The following is a 22,762-nucleotide window of genomic DNA, read 5'->3' on the forward strand; positions in this document are numbered from 1 at the left end:
AAGGGGCAGCGGCAGAAACCACCTCTGGAAGGGCCTTTTCATTTGAATAATTCAGGTTCTAACTGTTTCGCCTTAACCAGACCAACTGCCGTCCCGTTTTGCAAATTATTCTAATCAAAAAGGCCTTCCGGAGCTTTCTGCCGTTGCCTCTACGCCTACCTTATTTCTCCCACCAGACCTTGGTGTTGATATCGTCGCCACCCATGCGCTCCACGGCTGCCTTGTAGTTCTCCTTGTTCATCTGCTGCACGTTGGAAGGATAGCGGAAACGCACCGGCACTTGCTGGTTGTTCATCATACCGGCTGTTTTTGGCAGCACGGGCAGGCCAGTGCGGCGGTACTCAAACCACTGCTGGTAATCTGTAAAGTAGAGGGCAAGGTACTTCTGCAGCATGATGCGCTCCAGGGTGCCGTCGTAGGCAGCGGCAGGGTTCTCGAAGTAATTGGCAGGCACCTCGGCGCCCCACTGGGCAATGGCGGCCTTCACGCCTTTCTCGTAGTGCAACTGCGCATCGGTATCTACAATGCTCTTCTGCGCCAGCTCCGCCTTAATGAATTCCACCTCGGCATAGCTCATCAGCACCGCTACCATGGGGGCGGTCACCAACGCGATGTTCGGGCTGGACGGAGAGAAGTCGAACTGGGCATTGTTGCTGTCGAAGCCGCTCGGAATGCCCTTGTAGCCCACTTTGGTCTGGCCGTCGGTGGAGGTGGCCTCGCCGAAGAACTTAGTCCGGCGCGGGTCCTCCAGCGTGTTCAGGTTATCGATGAAGAAGGCAGAAGCAGCACGACCCGTCCGGAAGTCGACGGCGCGGCCCCACGGCAAGATCAGTGGCGGAATGCCCGTGATTTTAAGGATGGCCCCCTCCTCGTTGCTGCTGAACACCGGGTTTGCACCCGGGTTGTTAACGATCTCGGCCATGCGCGCCTCGGCATTCATCTCAGACCTTTTGGATACTCTGAGCAGCAGGCGCAGGCGCAGCGAGTTAGTGAAGCGCTGCCAGTTGCCCACGTTGCTGCCGTAGAGGATGTCTGTGCCGTAAACCATGCCCCTGGAAAGGTCGTAGAGGCTGTTTGCCCGCTCCAGGTCGGCCAGAATTTTCGTGTAAACCTCCTGCTGCGTGTTAAAGGCAGGGTAAAAGATTTTCTCATCGCCACGAGAGGCCTCTTCCATGGGCACATCCCCGAAGGAGTCTGTCAGCAGCGAGTATAACCAGGCATTCAGGGTGAGGGCAATCGCCTCGTAGTTGGGGTCTTCTGCTGCTACGGCTGCCGCCTGCATTTCCTTTACATTGGCAAGCCAGCGGTAGTAGGTGTTCCAGGTAGAGTTCCCGGCATTCTCGCCGATGTCGTAGCGGTGCACACCACCGGATGCGCTCGGAAACGGCAGCGCTACCTGCATCAGATCGAACGTGAAGGCGTTGCTTCTCGTGGCATTAAAGCTCGCTACCTCATAGATGGTAGGGTTGAGCAGTGTGCCGGGGCTGATCTTTTCGATGAGGTTCGGGTTAATATTGATCTCCTCGAAGTTATCGGTACAGGAGACATTAAGGCAGGTCAGGGCCACCAGAACGGCCAGAAATTTATTTATACTTCTTGTCATTGCGTTTATTCTTTGGGAAGCTGGCCTGAGTCACCCCAGGCCAGCTCTGGCTATCAGTTTAGAGTTCGAATTAAAGCTGGAGAGTAACGTTCATACCGAAAGTTCTGGAAGAAGGCATCTGCCCCATTTCAACGCCTGGCATGATGGTACCGCCATTCAGAGCGGCCGTCTCCGGATCAAATATGGGGAACTTGGTGATCATGGCCAGGTCGCGGCCGTAGAGCGCCACACTTGCCCCGTGGAGGAACCTGGTCTTGGCCAGCAGCGCCTTTGGCAGGTTATACTCCAGGCGTACTTCGCGCAGCTTCAGGTAAGAAGCATCAAAGGAGTTGGACTCCACATTGGCGCGGCGGTAGTAGCGCGTATAGTAGGCCTGAGGAGTTACCTTTGTCGTGTTTGGCGAGTAGGTTCCGTCACCGTTTTCCACCACGCCATCGCCGATGATGAAGCCTTCCTCCCGGCCCATGAGCGTACTTTTCAGCTTGCCCTGCTCCGCCATCTTATGATGCGTCTGAGAGTAGATGATGCCGCCGTACTGGCCGTCGAGCAACACATTAAACCGGAAGTTCTTGTAAGACACCTCATTGTTGAAACCGGCTTTCCAGTCGGCATAAGCATTGCCGATATACTGTGTCTCAGCCGGGTAAGCCGGTAGGCCTGCATTGTCGTACACGATCTGCCCGTCGGGGCTTCTTACAAAGCCAAAGCCATAAATATCTCCTGTGCTTCCGCCCACCTTGGCAATAATGGTAGCCTGGCCGCCTGTGTGTATCACCTGCTCCTCAGCTCCAAGCTCCTCGGCCAGCTCCATCACCCTGTTCTGGTTCCTGGACCACACCACCGACGTATTCCAGCGGAAGTCTCTTGCCTCTATTGGGGTGGCGTTCACCATCAGTTCCACGCCCTGGTTGCGCACTTTTCCGGCGTTCATCACGGCCCGGCTGTAACCAGTGGTGGGGTCGAGGGGGATTTCCAGGATCTGGTTATCTGTAAAGCTTCGGTAGAGGGTGATGTCCATACCCAGGCGCCCCTGGAACAACCTGTACTCCAGGCCAGCCTCATAGCTGGTGGTAAGCTCCGGCTTGAAATCCACGTTGTGCAAGGTGGTAGGCACCGCCCCCGAACCGGCGAAATCGCTCTGGCCGTAGTACTTCCTGGTTCTGTACGGGTGCGTGTCGTTCCCTACCTTGGCCGCAGAAAGTCTCAGCTTGGCATAAGCCACCTGCCGCGGCAGTTCAAAGAGATCGCTCAGGATAAAGCTGGAGCTGATGGAAGGGTAAAAAAAGGAGTTGTTCTGTGCCGGCAGGGTGCTGGACCAGTCGTTACGGCCTGTCACGTCTATAAACACCTTGTCCTGGTAAGAAAATGTGGCCAGACCGTAAAGGCTATTCACGTGCTTGTTTGCGTGGCTAGTTGTCATCATCGGGTTGCTGATGCCGTTGGAGAGCTTATACACCCCCGGTATCACCAGGCCATCGATCACGCCATTTGTAAGCCTGTATTTTTCACGTCTGGTGTTGCCTCCAACTGAGGTCCTGATGTCGATGTCGCTGCCGATCTTCTCTTTATAGGTAAGCAGAAAGTCGTTGTTGATCTCGTAGTCGAAGATGCTCTGCTCTTTGTAGTAGCCGAACGGAAAGTTTGCGGTGTTGAAGGGGCGCCGCTGCGCACGATCCTCCTGCCTTGTCGTGATAGCGGAGCGCACCATCAGGTCTACTTTCGGGGAGAACTCGTAGGTGGCCGAGAGGTTACCAACCGTTGAATAGTTGTTCATCGCGTTGGTCATCTCGTAGGCAATCACATACGGGTTGTCGATGTAGGAGCTGAAAGGATGTATCTGCTCTATCTGCTCCTTGCCCTGCTTCCATCTGGGCTCATACCAAGCCAGATCCACGTTCGGGTTCTGGAAGATCATGAAGTAGGCAATCGACTGGTTGCTATAGCCCGTGCCGGGAAGGTTGTCACTTTTCTTGTGCGTGAAGTTTATTTTAGAGTTAAGCTTGAGCTTATCCGACACGTTATAATTCAGGCTCAGGGCAGCTGTCATGCGCTCAAAGCCGGTGTTTGGCATGATCCACTCGTTCTTGGAGTGCGTCAGGGAGGCGCGTGCCGAGCCCTTCTCATTACCTCCATCCACAGCTACGCTGTTGGTAACGGTGGTTCCTGTTCTGAAGAAGCCTTTGATGTTGTCTTTGTAGGGCCTCCACAACTGGCGCTCCGCCGACTGCCCTTCCAGCGCGGGGTCATACTGGTAGAAGTACTGCCCGTCGAACTTAGGACCGTAGGCACTGCTGGTGCTGCCTGTGTTAGCCCCATCCTCTGACACATGGTAGGAGTAGTAGGGCTGCCCCTCCTTGTTCAGGTTGTGTGTTCCCTGACCATACTCATACTGGTAGTCCGGCCACTGCAGCACATCGTTAAAGCTGATGTTGGAGTTTACCGTCACGCCCAGGCCTTTTTTCCTGCTGCTGCCGGATTTAGTCGTGATAATGAGTACACCGTTGGCGGCACGACTGCCATATAGCGCTGCCGCGCTTGGCCCTTTCAGTACGGTGATGCTCTCTATATCGTCAGGGTTAATGTCGGCAATGCCGTTCCCGAAGTCTACCGGAATATCATTGCCTGAGCCTGCCCCATAGGCATTGTTAACGCCAGAGCTGGTCAATCCGCTGTTAAGCGGCACCCCATCCAGTATGATCAGCGCGTTATTCCCGTTAGGGTCCAGTGAGTTATCCCCGCGAAGCGATATACGCGTAGAGTTAACGGGTCCTGACCCTGGCGACACCAGCGTAAGCCCCGCCACCTTACCTGAGAGTGCGCTTGCGAAGTTATTGGAGCGTGCATTGGTGAGGCTTTCGCCGGTAACGGTTTGCGTGGCGTAGCCCAGCGCCTTCTCCTCCCGCTTTATACCCAGGGCCGTTACCACCACTTCTCCCAGCATCTTATCGTCTGCCTGCAGCTTCAGACTTATGGTGGTGCTTCCGCTATAAGGAACCTCGGCCGACTTAAAGCCGATGAAACTGAAAACCAGCACGTCCTGGTTACTGAGCGGCCTGGGGCTGGTGAGGCTGTAGGCGCCATCCATGTCGGTGGCTGTGCCGGTAGTGGTGCCTTTAATCAATACGGTTACACCCGGAAGCGGTGCGCCCTGCGAATCCTGCACAACACCCTGAATGGTTTGTGCCTGTGCCATTGCCTGGCAACAGCAGACCAGCATAAATAGGATTGCTGCCAGTTGTTTCTTAAAAGGAGTAGAAGATTTCGAACTCATAAAATAGCTTGTTTTAATTTGCCACAAAGCTATTCATATACTATAAAGCCTGTGTTACGGCTGTTTTAAGGTAAGGTAAAGAGTTCTTGCCTTTACCAATAGGTTGTTAGCAATAAGTTAATTTTGAAACGACAGAGAAAAGTTTTCCTGGCGCGCAAGGAACGTTACGCACCTGCTTCTCACACCTTCCTACCAGCGAAGGGCAAGCAAGCTGCCTGTACAAAAACTGTTAAAGGCCGGCCTTCGGGTAGAGCAGCAGGAACAGAGACCTCAAGAGGCTAAACTTGTAGGAAAAAGAAGGTCGCTGTTGCGAGCTTGCAGTTTGTACCAGCGACCCGCTTCTCCCTACAAGATGAGCTCCGGAGGGCCTTTTTCATTAGAATAATTTAGTTTAAGGTGCTGATGTGCTAATTCTTCAATTTGGAAATTGGAAGATGAGAAGATTTGGAAATGAATGACCTGAGGAGGCTATCTCACAAATCCCAGTCGCTGGCTTGAGGCGATTTCCGCAGCCGTGAGCGCTCAACGCCTTTATCTCGCAACAAGGCAGCGGAAGAGATTCGGGTAAAGCAACAGAGAAGAAAGGTGGAACAATATTCATTCCCCAGAATAGGCTATGCTCTCGAATAATCTGGCCTGTTACAGGCAGCAGCCAACAGGGCAGCCAGCTTTTTTATCCTTGCTGCACTTCTTCCCGCTCATACTTATTCGCGATTCCAGTTGGCTCTATCACGCGGCCCCGGTTGTTGGCGTAGGCTTTGGTTACCTCTGCCCCTAAAATCAGGATTACGGAAGAGTAAAAGACCCAAAGCAGCACTATGACCAACGACCCTGCCGCCGCATAAATGCCTACAATTTTAATACTGCCCAACACAAGATTGATAATCTGTTTGCCGATTAGAAAAAGAATAGAGGTAATGGCGCCTCCAGCCAGGGCATCTTTCCAGGAAATGCGGGCATCGGGCAGCACTTTATGAATGGCCGTAAAAAAACTATAGACCACCAGCAGGTAAAAACCCGTATTAATGGCCCGTACGGCAGGAGAAAAATGCTCTTCAAACATATCCCGCAACCCGTCATCAAAAACTGCGATCACGGTATTAAGCATTATGCTCAGCACCAGCAACAGCCCTAATCCTGCTACCATGGCCAGCGTTATGAGGCGATGCTTCAGAAAGCGGATGTATTTCACACCGGGCTTCACCCTCACCTGCCACACCGCATTGAGCGCTTTCTGAATGATAAAGAAAATAATGGTGGCACTTTTGATGACGACCACAATGGCCACAAAAATGCTCCAGAAACCGGTCGGAAAATCCAGCACGTTCTCCAGCAGGTCATTTATCTGCTCACCCGCCTCCGGGTTGATCAGGCTTTCGAGCTGCTGCACAATTTCCTCGCGCACTGTTTTTTCTGAAAAGAAAGCAGATCCGGCCAGCGTGAGCACAATCAGGATGGCCGGCAACGAAAAAATGGTAAAAAAGGCAATGGCTGCGCTATACACAATCGGCTCACCATGCTGAAAATTCTTTTTGGCATCTTTCAGAATCTGCCAGGTATGTTTAAAAATATTCTTCACAAGCTTATTTATTAATGGCCCCGGTAGTAGGACATAACAGAGGCTGGCACGACTTGTTTAAGATAAACGCCCTCTTCAAAAACATGGCAAAACTCATATAAACCACCTCCAGTCTCCTTCCTGCATTTTTTAGCAGCTTTAACCGAAACCTGCCATAGATAACGCTACACAAGATGATAGGTTAGGCCAGCAGGCTCTAACACAATAGCATACTGGTTTATTTTTCAGCTTAAAACCATCAAAATCTCAGATCTCCCGGAGACTGACACCAAGGGCAGCCCATGCTTACCTGTTGTTTCTATAAAATTTCGGACAACCTTATTTCTTATTGAAAGTTCAATAATGGAGTTTAGTTTTTTTGAACTTTAACAGTACTACCTAGATGCTGCCACTATATAGAACTATACTCATTTTACTTATTATCCCGCTGGTTCCGGCTGCGGCCCAAACAGTTAAAGGGCCTTTGGGAGAAGAATTTGAAAGACGGGTGGTTATCCGGAAACTAAGCGACCCTTGGGAAATAACCTATGGCCCCGACAACTACCTGTGGGTAACGGAAGCGAAGGGGTACCAGGTGAGTCGGATAGATCCGGCATCCGGCAAGCGCACTATTTTACTCGATCTGAACCAGGAGCGGCAGTTTCCGCGCTACGACCAGTTGGAGGAAGAGCAGAGTGGCGGCAAGCGCTGGCCACAGGGCGGGCTGATGGGACTTGCGCTGCACCCGCAGTTGCTGCAGGGCAAGCCCTATGTATATTTGGCCTACATCTATAAGTTTGCCGGAGCAGACAAGGCAGGAGACGGTTGCCGCGACCAGGAAGGCGGCTGCTACTACACCACCCGACTGGTACGGTATGAGTACAGCGCCAAAGATCAGAAACTCACCAAACCGGAAGTACTCTGCGACACCATACCCGCCAGCAACGACCATAACTCCGGCCGCCTGGCTATTGCACCGGAAGCCGGCAAAAATTACCTGTTCTTTACGGTTGGCGATATGGGTGCCGGCCAGTATGCCAATGCAGGCCGGCCCAACCACGCCCAGAACAGCCGGAGCTACGAAGGCAAAGTGCTGCGCTTTAACCTGGAGCCGGACAAAGACAGCGGCCCGTATGACAAATGGATCCCGAACGACAACCCCTTTTCAGCAGATAACAGGCAGAGTGCCGTCTGGAGCAGCGGCCACCGCAATGCGCAGGGCCTGGCTTATGCTATGGTTAATGGCACCGGCTACCTCTACTCCTCTGAGCACGGCCCCTTCTCCGACGACGAGATCAACATCATCCGGAGAGGCAAAAACTATGGGCACCCGCTGATCATCGGCTACAACGACGGCAATTATGACGGGCTGGCAGCTGGCACATCAGCACACACATTTCTGCCTGGCAAATGGCAGACCACCTACCCCACCATCGGCACCGAAGCCGCAAACGCCAACGCCATTGGAGCTGCCTACCAGAACCCGATCCACAGCTTTTTCCCCCACCCGAACAACTTTCTGCTATCGGTCATGAAACAGATTCGTGCCGACACCGACAAACCAGACTGGCCATCGGAAGCGCCCAGCAGCATGGGGGTGTATACAGCTGCCGCCATACCCGGCTGGCAAAACTCGCTGCTGGTGCCATCGCTCAAAAACGGCAGGCTCATCCGCCTGAAACTAAATGCAAAGGGCGATGCTATTTCCGGTGACACGCTGAGCTACTTTAAGGCCCCGATCCGTTACCGCGACATCGCCATCTCCCCCGACGGCACCCGCCTCTACCTCTCCACCGACAGCGTGACCGTTACCTCCGGCCCATCAGAAGAAGACCCGCAGGACGAAAATGCCTGCTCCGGCTGCATTATTGAGTTTACCTATAAGCCTAACCGTAACAAAGAGACGCGTACGCAACAGCCAAAACAGACCGGACTGCTGCGGCAGGAATAGTAGTTAGCAGGTTTTGTCTGTTTTTTGTCTGAATCTTTATATAGGGGCCCCACCCCAAGAATTTACAGAATTAGGGAATTTTCAGAAATAGGATTCCCAATTGCATGGCAAAATTTTAAAGTGCGACCATAAAATTAAATTCTGTTCATTCTTACATTCTGTAAATTCTTGGGGTAGGGGCCCTATAGGAAGATTCAGACAAAAGAGCAGCAGCAGCAGCAAAGCTTCCGGAGGGCCATTTTCATTGGAATAATTTGCTGATGGTTATTTGCTGATGGTTGAATGCACTTAGATCTATATCCTGTTCATCCTTTTATCCTGAAAATCCTTGGGGTAGGGCCCTTCTTTAAAGGTTCAGAGGATAAGCAATTAACCTAAACTGCTGCACCTCCGTTTGTTCTCTAAAAATTAGCAAGGTGGTTTTATGCTGTAGAGCGTGCCACAAAACTTAAACCCAATCAACATGCAGTCAGAAAAACCAGGTTCAAAAACAGTGTCAGGAGACCTTTGGTGGCAAAAAGGCATTATCTACGAAGTGTACATCCGCTCCTTTAACGACAGCAACGGCGATGGCATCGGCGACCTGAAAGGCCTTACCGAAAAACTCGATTACCTGCACGACCTGGGGATAGACTGCGTCTGGGTTACGCCGTTTTATCAATCGCCGATGAAGGACTTTGGTTACGACATCTCCGACTTTAAGAGCGTTGACAAGATGTTCGGAACCATGAAAGATTTTGACGAGTTGCTGCACGAAACCCACAAACGCGGCATGAAACTGATCCTGGACCAGGTGCCCAACCACACCTCCGACCAGCACGAGTGGTTTAAGGAAGCCCGCTCCTCCCGCGACAACCCCAAGCGCGACTGGTTTATCTGGGCAGACGCTGACGCAGAAGGCAACCCGCCCAATAACTGGCTGGCCATGTTTGGGGGCAGCGCCTGGGAGTGGGACGAGAAGACGGAGCAGTTCTACTACCACGCTTTTCTGAAGGAGCAGCCCGACCTGAACTGGCGCAACCCGGAGGTACAGGAGGCGGTGCTGGAGGAGATGCGCTTCTGGCTCGACAAAGGCGTAGACGGTTTCCGGGTAGACGTGATGTGGCACCTGATCAAAGACGAGTACTTCCGCGATAACCCCGACAACCCCGACTACAAAGAGGAGCAGCCTACCTACAACCAGCTCCAGCCGGTTTATTCTACCGACCAGCCGGAGGTGCACGATATTATAGAAAAAATGCGCGACCTCACCGATAGCTACCCGGAGCGTGTGCTGATCGGGGAGATTTACCTGCCTATCCACCAACTCGTGAGCTACTACGGCCCCGACAACCAGGGGGCGCAGCTGCCCTTTAACTTCCAGCTCCTCACCTTGCCCTGGGAGCCCAAGAAAATTGCCATTGCCATAGACCAGTACGAAGGTGCCCTGCCAAACTCCGGCTGGCCCAACTGGGTGATAGGCAACCATGACCAGTCGCGGCTGGCAACCAAAGTGGGCGAGGCGCAGGCACGGGTAGCGGCCATGCTGCTGCTCACGCTGCGCGGCACCCCCACCCTCTACTACGGCGACGAAATTGGCATGCAGGACGTAAAAATTCCGAAAAACGAGATGCAGGACCCGCAGGGCCTCCACATGCCCGACAAAGACCTCAGCCGCGACCCCTTCCGCTCCCCCATGCCCTGGAACGACAGCGCCAACGCCGGCTTTACCACCGGCAAGCCCTGGCTCCGGATGGCCAAAAATATCGACAAACTGAACGTGCAGGCGCAGCAGGAGGACCCGGATTCGCTGCTGGCGCTGTACAAAAAACTGATAGCGCTCCGCCGTCAGGAGCCAGCCCTGCACAAAGGCAGATACCGGCCCGTTTACTCCGATGACAAATTAATTGCCTACCTCCGCGAAACCGATGAAAAGCGCTTCCTGATCGTGCTCAACCTCAGCGACAAAGGCCGCCAGTTTGCACCGGAACGGTTTAAATTTAAAGGAAAGGTGATCCTGTCTCTTCTGCCGGATCACGAAAACGAAACAGTGGAGAATGAAATTAGAATGAAAGGAGATGAAGGCTTGATAATTGAATTAGAATAGAGCTTTTTCCTTATAAAAGTAGGTTCGAAAGAAATCATGTTTAAGAATTTGCTACGCAACCACCTGGCGCGGGAATGATTTCTGCACCAGAAACACGACTCCCGGCTGCGCGTACTTCATAGAACAAAATCACAAAACGTAAAACTATGAGCGAATCTAAGAAAACAACTGACAAAAAAGAGATTATAGCATGGAGGGGTTCCTTCCGTAATTAAAGGCACCGAAAGTGATGGAAGTGGCGAAGGTGTACTGCGCATCCATTTCCCTGACAAGAGCGACAGCAACGACAGCTTTGAGGAAATAATCTGGAACGAGTTCTTTAAAGAATTTGAGAACAGCAAGCTGGCCCTGCTCCACGACCCAAGCGGCAATTTTAATAAACTGGTAAAAAGAGATTAATGATTGAGGGCGGCACAGCATGAGCCGCCCTCACCTTTTTCAACTGCTCTGTATGAATTACAGGAGTTGTTTATTCTTTTTGGCTAAAATAAAGGGTGTACTGCAAGCCTAGCCTGCCCATAAGGGCCATAAGTGGCACACTTGTACGCTCAACCTGTTCCTGAACCGTAATAGAAGAACCATCGAAATAGGCAGTTGTATTTGTCTGTTTTACAGGCCTCGTGCCCAACGGGATGGCCAGGCCATACTGGCAGGTTACCTGAAGCCGCTTCGGCAGGTTAAAGGTTATGTTCATGCCAGGTTCTGCGGTAAGGCCACGCAGGCCAATGTACTGCCTTTGCTCAAAGTCGTTAGAGCGGTGGCGATTGTAAAACCGAAAGTAATTGTAGTTGGAGTAGACTAGCCTCAGGCCAACGCCATATTCCACTCTTTCCAGCTTATCGCCGAAGTTAATCTGCCCGAAATAACTCCAGTATCCGGCCTTCGTAACTTCTTCGTTGCTAAATTTACTTGAAAGGGAGTACCAATAATTATCTATTTTAGTCACACCGGCGCCAGCATACACCTCCAAAATAGGAAACATTCGCCCTTCCTTTTTTCTAAAATAACCCAGGCCTCCTCTTAGCACATAGTCATTCCGGTCGATGTTGGACCGATTGTTAAGCATGCCTCTTCTTTTCTTGATACCGTGGTCCAGGGTGGCCGTTCCGAAAACAGCAAACTTATTTGTAAAAGCATAGGAAAGATGCAGGTCGTACCCACCAGCTCTGCCAACCGATACATGCAGCTGGTTCTGCTGGTCGTGCAGCGGCATGATAAGTGATTTGGGCGTGTAAAAAGATCTTTGCGCAAAAAGTGTCGCAGGAGACAGAAAAATAACGATTAGGGCTGTACACCAAAGCTGTTTTTGCAACACAATTTTTCTTTTGATATCCATTTGATAATATTATGTTACATAACGACTCCGAGAAAGACTGAGGCCTTCCAAACAAAGTCCGGAACAGCCTGTGTTTAGGTTTAGGCTTAGCTCTAACCTCTAATCCATCAATATAGCATTTTTATTTTATACTATAACAAGGGTATTCCAGAAATGGACAGCACGTCCAGACGCAGCTGCGTACTACTTTCTCTTTCCAGCTTGCTACAGATTTAACCTCCTTCCGTATCTTTGCTGACTCTTAGGTCAGGCTTTTTACAAAACATGAGCAGCAACACCCAAACTATCACCTGCAAACCCTTCCACACCCTGACGCCGCATGAGCTGTACGACCTGCTGCGGCTGCGGAGCGAGGTGTTTGTAGTGGAACAAACCTGCGTGTTTCTGGACCTCGACAACAAAGACCAGCATTGCCACCACCTGCTGTTATACCAGGGCGATGTGCTGGCTGCCACGGCGCGGCTGGTGCCCCCGGGCCTGTATTACCCCGAGATATCGGTTGGCCGCATCGTGACCAGCCCCGCCAGCAGAGGAACCGGGCTCGGAAAGCAACTGGTAGCCACTGCCATTGCCGAGTGTTACCGCCTCTTTGGCCCGGGCCCTATCAGGATCGGGGCGCAGCTGTATGCCCGCAGGTTCTACGAGTCGTTTGGTTTTGTGCAGTCCGGAGAGGTGTACGATGAGGACGGCATCGATCATATTGAAATGATAAAAGCGTAGTGCTGCGCAGCAGAAGAAGCAGAAGCAGCAGAAGAGCCTCTGGAGGGCCGTTTTTATTGGAATAATTTACTTTACCCTTAAACCCACACCCCATGACTGACCCGGCGCAACCAAACTCCGATATCCTGATAGATCTGGTGCGGATGAAAATGCCCTTTGGCAAGTACAAAGGCACCACGCTGTGCGACCTTCCGGTTTTTTACCTGGAGTGGTTCTTCCGCGAAGGCTTTCCGCAGGGCAAGCTGGGCATGCAGCTGGCCACGATCTACGAGATCAAAACCAACGGGCTGGAGTACCTGCTGGCCCCCCTGAAGAAGCAGTATAGGCAACGGTAGCAGGAGCAGTAATAAAGCGCTTGGGAGGGGCTTTTTTATTAGAATAATTCAAATACTTAATACATTGTGGGGTAGGTATACAAAACAACCACAGTAAAAATACTACCTCTCCCGCGAGCTTTCAACTCGTGGTTTTATAGGAAGCGAGCTTCCAGCTCGCGTAAGCCGCTCTACTCTAAATTTTAAATCAGCGAGTGTGGCCGTAATAAGTTTCAGTGAGTTGCAAGGAGTATTGTTATCCTTCGTATTGGGGGAGCATCTTTGCCTGTAAGCCTACTTCCAAACCTACCACTCCTTCTTACCACCCAGGTGGAACATCCGCGATATGTTGAAGCCGAAGTAAATATCTCCGCTGGCCCAGGTGCCCTGGTTCTGTGGAATAAAGAACTTCTCGACCATGCCCTGCGCATTGGTGAAGATGAGCTGGAATACGTGGCCTCCGGTTTCGATGTCTGCGCCCAGCGAGAGCACATTCACAAAACTATCGGCTGTGGCACCTGGCAGCATATAAAAATACTCGGCGTTTACAGAGGTGCGTTTGGTTAACTTGTACCGCCCTCCTGCTCCAAAGGCATACACGTTGTTCTCGTCCTGCCCCGTGGCTACCATATTGCGGTGTACCAGGGTCGGGGCCAGCTGCACCGATAGCCGTTCACTGAATTTGCGGGCCAGCAGCAGCTGGTGCGTGTAGGTGAGCCTGCCTGCAAACGGAAAGTCCTGCTCCGGGTTCTGCCGCCGCAGCGTGGTGAGGGCCATGCTGGAGAAGAGCGTTAGCGTAACCGGCATCTGAGCACCCGGAGATTTCTGCTGCAGCAGCTTGTATTTAACAAAACCATCGTATGTTTTCTCCAAAGAACTGCGCCCCACCCCCACCGTAAAGTTATCTGTGATGCCGTATTCCAATCCGAGCCTGATCGTGGCCTGGTCCAGGCCGAAAAGGTTATAGGCCCCGCTGTTGACGGTTCCGAACCGGTGCGATATCAGAAAAAGTAGCGCGTGGCTGCCATTCGTCTCCACCGTGTGGCCATTTACAAGGCGCGTCGATTTAAAGGTGCCCCCCACCACCTGTTCTGCGGCGCTGTCCTGTGCTTCAGCCAGGGCCATCAGGTCGTCCTGCGCCACAACTGCTGAAGCCGATAGCAGCCAGCCCAGCATCCATCCGTAACATAATACAAGTCGGCTCATAGATTTCCCTGAAATGGTTTGTACAACATGTCTACCGTGATATCAATCGTTTTGGCAATATGCTCCCGCACAAGCAGCGGAATGGTAATGTCATAGTCGGCCGGTGCTACCGTAAAAGTCGATCTCCCGGTCACCTGCCCGCCCTTCACCTGAAAGGTCCCCTCGGTCCTGATCGGTTTCGCCACCCCATGTATGGTCAGAGTTCCCTCTACGAGCACCTTGTAAGTGTTGTCTGCCGCCAGGTTTACAGCCGCTATATTGTTCACCTTGCCTCTGAAATAGGCTTTCGGATATTTGTCAGACTCAATATAGTTCTCGTTGAAGTGCTGCTGCATAAGCGATTTCCGGAACTGAAAGGCCCGCATCGGCACCGTGAACACCATCTCCCCGGTCTTAAAATCCACCAGCGACACCACCTCCCGGTTATGGGCCACAATGTCTTCGAGCGGCGCTTTGGAAAAGAACGAGATGTGACCTGTTTTTGTAAAATATCGTTCCTGGGCAACCAGGGGCAGGTAGAGGCCCGGCCCTGTAAGCAGGAACAGAAGAAGTAGCTTTTTCATATCATTAATCCTTTTCATCAACCCGGCTATTTCTAATTATCCGGAGCTCCGGCTTCTATCCATTGCCTGATTTTGGTAATGTTGCAATCCGAGAGTTTACCGCCGCTCTGGGGCATTGGCACAAAGCCTGGAGCGTGTGAAATAACACCCAGAAGTTTGCCGCTTCCTGCCGGTTGGCTAACACCAGCATGTGTGTCTAACACTACTCCTCCGCTTGGGTCCGCGCTGCTGTGGCAACTGTAGCAGTTGGCTGCCAGTATGGGCCTGACAGTGGCTGAGTAGGTAACAGCAGTTGTATCGCAGGGGCCGGGGTCCAGGCTCAGCTCATCCAGGTTGTCGTTTGTACAGGCCGTTGGCAGGGCCATCAAAAAAATCAACAGGCGGGTTGTTGGCTTCATGAAATAAAGTCTGGTTATACTTACAATAGCCTGTGCAGTTCCCGCGCTTTCAAACACGAAGACTTACCGTATGAGCAGGAACAGTACAGGGCTTTTCTTCCTGATATAAAAGTTGGCGCAGCTCCTGTTACCGTGTCAGCTGGCCCCTGATCTCACCGGCCGGGAATTGGGCGCTGTGGATGTTTATAAACCACATGCCTGCCAGCAGGTCTGCTTCCTGCTCCTGAGTAAGAGCGGGTGTCTGGCCGGTAACAGGGCTGGTATAAGGAGCCGATCCGATACCGATGGCCACTGGCCCCGGTTCTGTTGGCCCGCCTTTATGAAAGTGCATATTTGTGGCATCTATACCCGAAAATGTAATGGTGTAGGCTATCTTCTTAGTTGACCTGTCGTAGACACCGTCAAACGTACCGGTGGCCTGCGAACTGTTGGCAGGAACCTCCTTGGCGCCAGTTAGGGTGATGTTCTGAAACGTGACCAGGTTGTTCATGTCGTCATCATCATCATCGCAACCGCTAAAAGGAATTACCAGCAGGCATAAAAGCGGCAGGAACAGCCTGCGCAGGATGTTTGAATTTTTCATAGCAATACAGTTTTAGTTAAAAATGAAGTCAAAAGATGTCTTATAACCTATGTTATAGCATGTAAAAAGGCCCAAGTATCAGGACACATGGTATAGGAGTTTTTCTGCAAATAGTACTTTTTCAGCTGTTAGACTGAGAGGGCAGGTGTAGCAAACCGTCTTGTGTCGGTACTTAAGTAGTAGTTGATGCGTTATTTTTTAAGATCAAAGGTATAGCCGGCCATCAGCAACAGGCCTGCACTGGTTAATTTCACATTTCCGGCCCCGATAGCCGAAAGCGGGATTTTAACAAAAGGCTCTGCCCCCACAGTAAAGGCGGGCGATAGTTTGCGGGAGTAGCCTACCGAGAAGTTCTGCACCGCCAACCAGTGCCTGTTCTGGTTATCCACTGCATAGGTTTTAGTATAAGGGTAGCTCACATTGCTTTCGTAGTTATACTCGTACTGCTCGTTTAGCATGATATAACTCGATAGGCCAGCCTGTACCGTGAGTTGGTTACGGCCCCGCTCCAGCACCAGCCACCGGAGGTTCAGCGGAATATCCAGCACTTTACAGGTAGCGTTTATGTAGTCCGGCAGGTGCTTTCCATCCCAATACCCACTCGAAGGAGCATAATCTCCCGGAAGGGCGCCATAGCGTTTATCCGCCCAAAGCACACCGGAAACGAGGCTCAGCCTACGCGATAGTGGCACCCCTACCAGCAGCCCCGCATTCGGACTGATTTGCCGGGGATCTTTGAACTTTACCATGGTAAGGTCAGGTGCTACGGCCAACATGACCTGTACCTGCTTCAGAAAATAGGATTTCTTCTGACTTTCTGCCGGTGGCACCACCTCGGCCATTCCTTCCTTTGCACTGTCGGGTTGGTTTAGAACTGCTACCGAATCGGGTGCGGCAGGTATTGGCAGCATGTCTTTTCCTGCCAGCTTAGCTGCACCGGTTGTATCGGGTTGGAGTGGCGAGGCCGGGAGTTCGCCATTTCCCGGCTTCACCTTGTCTGCCCCATGCCGTGGCGGTAAGCTTGCAGGCTGGCTTGCGGCAATGGTGGTTTTTGGGCTGACTGCAATTGTAGGCCTGTTTTTGTCTGCTATCCGACCTGCTGCAGACTGCCGGCGATCCATGCTACTCTGCTCTGATGCAACCGGAAGGGCCGCCTGGGCAACAGGAGTTGTACTACTTCTGTTGGAGGAGTGGCCCCCAGGCAGCTTTGCTTCTCCGGTTACAGCACCAGTTTTAGCGTCGGGTAAGGGTAGTTGCTCCCCTGGTGTGGCAGGTGGTGCCGGGGCCAGACTCTCAGCCTGCTGCGGCTGCTCCTGATCCTTTCTAAGATCAAGTAAGGTGGAGGTACTCATCAGCAAAAGCAGCAACACCAGCGGCAGCGCCCGCCAGAAACCAGGCGTGCCACCTCCTGTCTTCTCCAGCTTTTGCTCCATAGCCTGCCAGGCTTCCGGATCATAAGGAGGATCGAAGCTCTCTACCGATTTCCTGAACAGGTTATCGAGTTCTTCGTCAGACATATTGTTTATCCTCATGTATCCTGCTTTTATTTAATGCCGCCCTTAAATTTGCCCTCGCCTTCGACAAATTTGATTTAGAAGCCCCTACTGATATTCCCAGTATAGCGCTTATTTCTTCGTGCGTGTACCCATCTATCACATACAGGTTAAACACGGCCCTGTAGCCAGGCGAAAGTAATCGGATCAGACTGATCAGGTATTCATAATTCAGCTGCTGCAACACATCAAATGTATCTGCGGCTGGTTCAACGGTCTCCAGGTCTGCCAGGTGGTAGTGCCTGAGGTTGTGCCTGTAATTATCCAGGGCGGTGTTGATCATAATGCGCCGGAGCCACCCTTTAAAGGGCTTCTGCGGATCATACTGTTTCAGCCTGGTGAACACCTTCAGAAACCCGTCGTTCAGGACTTCCTTTGCCTCCTCGGCATCTTTGGAGTAGCGCAGACAGATGCTCATGGCATAGCCGAAGAACAGCTTGTACAGCTTTCTTTGAGCATCGCGGCTTTCCTGTAAACAACCGCGAAGAAGCTCCCCGACCTCTTTGCTTTCTGTATCAGTCACTCTCTCGGATTTTGTACCCCCATCACGGCCGTAACCTCCGGATGGTTGCCTTGCCTGAAACATTTATTTGAGGTATTCCCAATCGCTTCAATTCTCTATTTCAGAGATTAAAGGACTATTTATTAAATTACGAAATCAGCTGAAAATGAGCGCAGTAAGAAAGGTAAGATCCGGAGATGAGGTTCGCAACCTGTATCAGGTTGGAAGCAGCGGCCGCAACAGCACCGCTCACCAAATTATTCTAATGAAAAAGCCCCTCCGGGACTGTCACCTGCTGCTTAGCGGGGGAGCTTGAACCAGAAGTGTTTTGGATAAAGGCGAAAGTGGAAAGAAATGAAAGCAGTCTGGCTAGATCTTTACCGCCTGCCGGGCAAGCAGCTGCCATTGCCCCCGGTGCTTCTGCCATACGAGCAGCACGTGCAGGTTCACCTTCTCCAGGTTTTCGCTGGCATTCAGCTTCCCAGCCAGCCTGTGCCGCACCAGCGCGGTCTTTCCGGCAATCTGGATGGTCTGGTTCCTGAGGTCAATTGTCAGCCAGTCGGTGCTGCCGCTCACCAGTTGCTCGATCACGGTGGTTTTACCTTCTACCTCTCCGCTGGGATGCCCATAGCTAAGCTCCTCCGCCAGCACCTTCTCCAGCACCACTTTATCGGGGTTTACCAATACGGCTCGGTAAGTCTCTACGGCAGCGGCCACTCTTTTCTCTTCTTTTGATTGCGCCTGCACCGAAAACTGCAGCAACAGGCAGATGCTCAGTAACGCTATTATTATTCTCATTTTAAATTGTAGATTTTGCTGCTTTCTCTACGCCCAGGCACGCAGAAGCCTGGCAGGCTGATTTTTTACCTAAAGATTAGCAAGAGATTAAGCTATTAAATTATTCACATAAAACATAGCAGAACACAAGATAAATGACCAACTGAAGCCGCACTCCCGCCTCTCTGACATTAGGGAAATGCCCTGGCCTATACTACAGAAGCAGCAAAAGTGCCTCCGGAGGGGCTTTTTGATTCAAATAATTGCTTCATTGCCTGGTGCTGATTGCTGAAGGGGCCATCTGAAAATGAGGAGATGCTGTAAAGGTTTTTATCTCTTTCTTAAATAAGCTACAAGATAAGAAGCCGATCTGACTCAGGCAGCAGGCGGCGTATAGCGCTATCGCTGCTGTTCCTTCAGCTGCTTAAACTCCTCCAGCAATGGCAAGCTGTATGGGGGGCAGGCACCATGGTGCATGGTAACGAAGGCAGAAAGTGCCGCAGCATACGCCAAGGCTACTTCGGGTTGCGCATGGCTGAGGCTTTTGGCCAGGAAAGCAGCCAGAAAGGAATCGCCGCTCCCAATGGTATCGGCTACCTGTACCGGGTAAGCCTCCTGGAAATACTGTTGAGCAGGTGTATAAAAAGAGGCGCCCCGGCTGCCTTTGGTCACGATTACTTCTTGGATGTTGAACTGGTCCTGCAGCAGGTTTATCCGGTCCTGCTCGGTGGTCAGGTTCCGGCCAAACCAGTTGGTTACCAGTTCCAGCTCGGCCAGGTTTAGTTTCAGCAGATGGGCATGCGGCAACAGCTGCGCCAGCATGTCGGGGGAGTAGTAGGGCTCCCGCAGGTTCACGTCGAACACATTGCAGGCCGAGCGCTTCAGCAGCTCCAGCAGCGTCTGCCGCGACACCTCGCTGCGTGTAATCAGGCTACCGAAAATGAGCGTGTCGGCGTGCTGTAGCAGGGGCACCAGCGCCTCCTGCAATGCAATGTAATCCCAGGCTACGGGGTACACAATATCATAGCTTACGTCTTTGTTCTCATTCATCCGCACCTGTACCTCACTGGTAGCGTGGTCAGGATCAACCTGGCAAAAAGCGGTAGACAAACCCCACTCTTGCAGGTGCTCCAGCAATTTTCTTCCTCTTTCGTCGTGGCCTACCCGGCTGATCAGGGTGGCCTCTACACCCAGCTGCTGCAGGTGGTAAGCCACGTTCATGGGGGCTCCGCCAGGTGTGGCAGCTGTTGGCGACACATCCCAGAGCACTTCACCAAAGCAAACAACAACTTTTTTTTCGGAGGAATTATTCATAGAAGGATTCGCCAAATTCAAAATTCAAAACTTGAAATCAGATCACGTATAATCTCCTGGTCTTCAGATCAACCATTTACAATTCAGCTATTTACCAATCAGCAACTAGCAGGACTCTTTCACCACAAGCGTTGCTGCCAGGTTCAGCTGCGTTGGCTCCGGGTTGCCTGCAATGAGCTGCAGGAGCGCCTGAACTGCCGCACGGCCTATCTCTGCCATTGGCTGGCGTATGTGAGTAACCGGACGATAAAAAAGCTCATAGGCATCTGTCTCGTCAAACCCTATAACGGCTACATCTTCGGGCACGCGCAGCTTGTGCTCGTTTATAAATTTGAGCCCGTGAATGGCGATCTTGTTGGAGGCCAGAAACAGTGCCTCTACCGGCTGGCCCGACAGGAGCAAGTCCTGCAGGTGCTGGTCCATGTCCTCTTTCAGCATGTCTTCGTTTACTTCGCGGCACCAACTCTCGGCTGCCGGCAGGTTAAAATCCTGTAAAGCCTGGTGGTAGGCCCTGGTCCTTTCCTGCAGGTGGTGAAGACCCGACTTGAAATTGATCATGCCAATGTGTTTGTAGCCCTTTTGTATCAGGTGCTCCACCCCTTCGTAGGCGGCCTTATAATTGTCGAGGGCCACATAGTTGGCGGGCAACCCCGGGAAGTAGCGATCTATGAGCACAAAAGGGATATGATGCTCCTGCAGGTACCGTACCTGCTCCTCGGCATGCTCGGCAGGGGCAATAATAAAGCCATCGATCTGCCGGTTCAGCAGCACTTTCATCAGGTCCCAGGCTTTTTCGGCATTCTCGTCGGAGCTGCCAAACACTACGTTATATTTATGCCGCTTGGCTTCGTCTTCTATGATGCGGGCTATATGCGCTGAGAACGGGTTGGCGATATCGGCCACAATCAGTCCGATGGTGTGGGTCTTGCCGCTTTTCAGGCTCTTGGCGATCTGGTTTGGCTGGTAGTTGAGCGCTCTGGCAGCCTCCCGGATCTTACTGGCTATCTCCTCTCCTACCCGCTTCTCCTTCTCCTGCCCGTTGAGCACATAAGACACCAGCGCTGTAGACACCCCCACCTGCTGCGCAATATCCTTTAAGGAAACCTTTCTTTTCATACCCACCTTGTTGTCTTCTCATTTAAAACTTAATATTAAGCTTAAACGATTAAACTATCAAGAATTATCTTCCGAAACTGTGCCGCAGGCAGTACTCCAACTGGTTGACGCAGCACCAGCACCATTTTGAAACAAGGCGTGGCAACCAACCGCAATGGCTGTGCGGCAGCAAGCCGGCACGCTGTAGATCTGAAACTCACTTCAGCGCGTCGAAACTATATTGGGCAGTACTCCAGAACTCGTCCAGGGCTATAATGCGAGGCTTAAAAAATGAGATTAGTGCCGGCCAGTCGTCTTTGTTGAACACGTTTACGGCGGGCAACTCCTTGTAAATTCTGCTCACCACTCTGTTGTGCTCGTCGGTAGTGTGCAGCACCCACTCCCACTCCTCTCCCAGGGTTTCGTGCAGCAGCAGGCGCAGCTCCTCAAACTGCTCATAAAAGAGGGCCTGAATCTCCGGGTCCGGGTGGGTCATTTCTATGGCAATAGAGGCAGACTTCTTATCGGCCTTCATCCTGAAATAAACGTGCTTGAGGCCTGTTTTATAGTTCGCCCAGTTTGTTCTGAGGCCGTCGGCAGATGGGTGCGGTGCTATGTACTGCCCAAAAGCTGTCCAGAAAGCCTGCCGCAGCTGCGATGCCTGTTCTCTTGTATACATGTTCTAAAACTACAAACAGGCTGGTTGGATTGCAAAAGGCAACCTTGTTTAATTGATGTTAATACTGATGTGCCGCAGCAGCCAGGCCGCTTGTTGACAGTGGAAGGCTGCATGGCTGGTTTGGAGATGTGAAGACCCGAAGCTGAAAACCCCACGCTTCAGAACTGGCTTCTTTTATTTCCAGGAGAACGCCTGTGTGCTGTTAGTCAGGCCATTTAACTTAACAATCCAGAACTTCAGTTTCTGAAATTCTGAGTGATCATGAGGCGGCGGGAGCCTCCTTCCATAACACCAATACCTACGCGGCCGAACCTGTGCTGCAGAATATTGGCGCGGTGCCCCGGCGAATTCATAAGGCCTTCGTGGGCGATAGGCAAGGTTGGAGCAAGTGCCAGATTCTCGCCGGCAACCCGAAAAGGTATACGGGCTTCTCTGATGCGGTCAAAGGCATCCTGGCCTTCGGGGGACTGATGCGAAAAATACCCCCTGCTGAACATGTCGATAGAGTGCTGGCGGGCAACATGGCGGAGGGAGGTATCGGCCACCAAGGGCTGAAGGCCATGGGCAGACCGCTCAGCATTCAACATCTCCAGCATCTGCTCCTCCAGGTCTGGCCGGGGCCGGGCATTGGTTACCTTAAAGGGCAGGTCTATGGTTTCCTGCGAGTCCGGCGCCACCGTCATCCCCGTCAGCATGCGTTGACCAATTTCATCAAACATGGGGCCCAGGGCAGTCTCCAGACGGTTGGTGTAAGTTGCCAGCCTGTTGGCGATGGGGCTTTCCTGCACCCGTGTCGCTATGGCGTCGGGCAACGGAATGGCCAGCAGCAGCAAGGCAATAACGATGGAAGTCACTAATCCGGTTACCACGCCGGGCACAAGCCCCAGCGCCCGGTTTATTTTATGCCGGTGCACCGTAGCGGGCAGCCTGGTCAGCACCAGATCGAACAGGAAATGGATTAGCACACTGGCCAGCATCGTAAGGATAAAGAAAGAGACCGGGAAAAGCCAGAAGCTACTCCAGTTCATCGCCCGCCCCAGCCAGCCGGCAAGGCCCGCATACAGCTGCAAGGCTATCAGCAAACTGATTCCCCACCTTATCAGGTCGAGCGTTCCTACCATAAAGCCGTGGCGCCAGCCCGCCACTACCCCCGACAGAATGACAATCACAAAAAAAAGGTCGACGATGTTTATCATATAGGCTCCGCTGTAACAATGTGTTTACGAATAAACAAGAAAAAAAAGTTTATGCTG

At 52.1% G+C, this 22,762-nt stretch carries 19 protein-coding genes; 4 read left to right on the forward strand and 15 right to left on the reverse strand.

Going from position 1 to position 22,762, the window contains the following annotated elements; genetic code table 11:
- Nucleotides 1–160: 160 nt before the first annotated feature.
- The 3 genes from FJM74_RS12590 to FJM74_RS12600 form a co-directional block, all read right to left on the reverse strand.
- Nucleotides 161–1,603, reverse strand: coding sequence for a SusD/RagB family nutrient-binding outer membrane lipoprotein (locus tag FJM74_RS12590; protein WP_187262965.1), 1,443 nt, complete (start codon nt 1,601–1,603; stop codon nt 161–163).
- Between the two features lie 70 nt (nt 1,604–1,673).
- On the reverse strand, nt 1,674–4,874 hold the full coding sequence (locus tag FJM74_RS12595; RefSeq protein WP_206684038.1) for a SusC/RagA family TonB-linked outer membrane protein: 3,201 nt from the start codon (nt 4,872–4,874) through the stop codon (nt 1,674–1,676).
- 673 nt (nt 4,875–5,547) lie between these two features.
- The gene (locus tag FJM74_RS12600) at nt 5,548–6,453 is read right to left on the reverse strand and encodes a YihY/virulence factor BrkB family protein (protein ID WP_187262966.1); all 906 of its coding nucleotides are present in this window, start codon (nt 6,451–6,453) and stop codon (nt 5,548–5,550) included.
- A 382-nt stretch (nt 6,454–6,835) separates the two neighbouring features.
- Here FJM74_RS12600 and FJM74_RS12605 point away from each other — a divergent pair, with 382 nt between their 5' ends.
- The gene (locus tag FJM74_RS12605; protein ID WP_187262967.1) at nt 6,836–8,383 is read left to right on the forward strand and encodes a PQQ-dependent sugar dehydrogenase; all 1,548 of its coding nucleotides are present in this window, start codon (nt 6,836–6,838) and stop codon (nt 8,381–8,383) included.
- 463 nt (nt 8,384–8,846) lie between these two features.
- Nucleotides 8,847–10,469: an alpha-amylase family glycosyl hydrolase gene (locus FJM74_RS12610; RefSeq protein WP_187262968.1), complete on the forward strand. Its 1,623-nt coding sequence runs from the start codon at nt 8,847–8,849 to the stop codon at nt 10,467–10,469.
- 469 nt (nt 10,470–10,938) lie between these two features.
- Here FJM74_RS12610 and FJM74_RS12615 read toward each other — a convergent pair whose 3' ends face one another.
- Nucleotides 10,939–11,805 (reverse strand): hypothetical protein, encoded by an 867-nt coding sequence (locus FJM74_RS12615; RefSeq protein WP_187262969.1) that lies wholly within the window; start codon nt 11,803–11,805, stop codon nt 10,939–10,941.
- Nucleotides 11,806–12,069: 264 nt separating this feature from the next.
- Here FJM74_RS12615 and FJM74_RS12620 point away from each other — a divergent pair, with 264 nt between their 5' ends.
- Both FJM74_RS12620 and FJM74_RS12625 read left to right on the forward strand, forming a co-directional pair.
- A complete protein-coding gene (locus FJM74_RS12620; RefSeq protein ID WP_187262970.1) occupies nt 12,070–12,525 on the forward strand; it encodes a GNAT family N-acetyltransferase in 456 nt (151 codons plus the stop codon).
- Between the two features lie 92 nt (nt 12,526–12,617).
- Complete coding sequence (locus FJM74_RS12625; protein ID WP_187262971.1) at nt 12,618–12,860, forward strand: DUF3820 family protein; 243 nt, start codon at nt 12,618–12,620, stop codon at nt 12,858–12,860.
- 285 nt (nt 12,861–13,145) lie between these two features.
- On the opposite strand, the gene FJM74_RS12630 is transcribed toward FJM74_RS12625, so the two are convergent.
- The 11 genes from FJM74_RS12630 to FJM74_RS12680 form a co-directional block, all read right to left on the reverse strand.
- Nucleotides 13,146–14,045 (reverse strand): DUF5777 family beta-barrel protein, encoded by a 900-nt coding sequence (locus tag FJM74_RS12630; RefSeq protein WP_241739112.1) that lies wholly within the window; start codon nt 14,043–14,045, stop codon nt 13,146–13,148.
- Nucleotides 14,042–14,608: a YceI family protein gene (locus FJM74_RS12635; RefSeq protein WP_187262972.1), complete on the reverse strand. Its 567-nt coding sequence runs from the start codon at nt 14,606–14,608 to the stop codon at nt 14,042–14,044. Before FJM74_RS12635 ends, FJM74_RS12630 begins: the two co-directional genes overlap by 4 nt.
- A gap of 32 nt (nt 14,609–14,640) precedes the next feature.
- Entirely contained in the window at nt 14,641–15,006 is a 366-nt protein-coding gene (locus FJM74_RS12640; RefSeq protein ID WP_187262973.1) for a hypothetical protein, read from the reverse strand.
- Nucleotides 15,007–15,133: 127 nt separating this feature from the next.
- Entirely contained in the window at nt 15,134–15,589 is a 456-nt protein-coding gene (locus tag FJM74_RS12645) for a CHRD domain-containing protein (protein WP_187262974.1), read from the reverse strand.
- A 191-nt stretch (nt 15,590–15,780) separates the two neighbouring features.
- A complete protein-coding gene (locus tag FJM74_RS12650; RefSeq protein ID WP_187262975.1) occupies nt 15,781–17,121 on the reverse strand; it encodes a hypothetical protein in 1,341 nt (446 codons plus the stop codon).
- On the reverse strand, nt 17,099–17,665 hold the full coding sequence (locus FJM74_RS12655; protein WP_317175557.1) for an RNA polymerase sigma factor: 567 nt from the start codon (nt 17,663–17,665) through the stop codon (nt 17,099–17,101). The genes FJM74_RS12650 and FJM74_RS12655 overlap by 23 nt, the downstream gene beginning before the upstream one ends.
- A 348-nt stretch (nt 17,666–18,013) precedes the next feature.
- On the reverse strand, nt 18,014–18,442 hold the full coding sequence (locus FJM74_RS12660; protein WP_187262977.1) for a nuclear transport factor 2 family protein: 429 nt from the start codon (nt 18,440–18,442) through the stop codon (nt 18,014–18,016).
- 378 nt (nt 18,443–18,820) lie between these two features.
- Nucleotides 18,821–19,735, reverse strand: coding sequence for a carbohydrate kinase family protein (locus FJM74_RS12665; RefSeq protein ID WP_187262978.1), 915 nt, complete (start codon nt 19,733–19,735; stop codon nt 18,821–18,823).
- Between the two features lie 105 nt (nt 19,736–19,840).
- A complete protein-coding gene (locus FJM74_RS12670; RefSeq protein WP_187262979.1) occupies nt 19,841–20,851 on the reverse strand; it encodes a LacI family DNA-binding transcriptional regulator in 1,011 nt (336 codons plus the stop codon).
- Nucleotides 20,852–21,047: 196 nt separating this feature from the next.
- Nucleotides 21,048–21,509, reverse strand: coding sequence for a DUF4268 domain-containing protein (locus FJM74_RS12675; protein ID WP_187262980.1), 462 nt, complete (start codon nt 21,507–21,509; stop codon nt 21,048–21,050).
- Between the two features lie 236 nt (nt 21,510–21,745).
- Nucleotides 21,746–22,705, reverse strand: a complete 960-nt coding sequence (locus tag FJM74_RS12680) for a CvpA family protein (protein WP_194350000.1) — start codon at nt 22,703–22,705, stop codon at nt 21,746–21,748.
- Nucleotides 22,706–22,762: the final 57 nt, after the last annotated feature.

Source organism: Pontibacter beigongshangensis (assembly GCF_014332515.1).
Taxonomy (GTDB): Bacteria; Bacteroidota; Bacteroidia; order Cytophagales; family Hymenobacteraceae; genus Pontibacter; species Pontibacter beigongshangensis.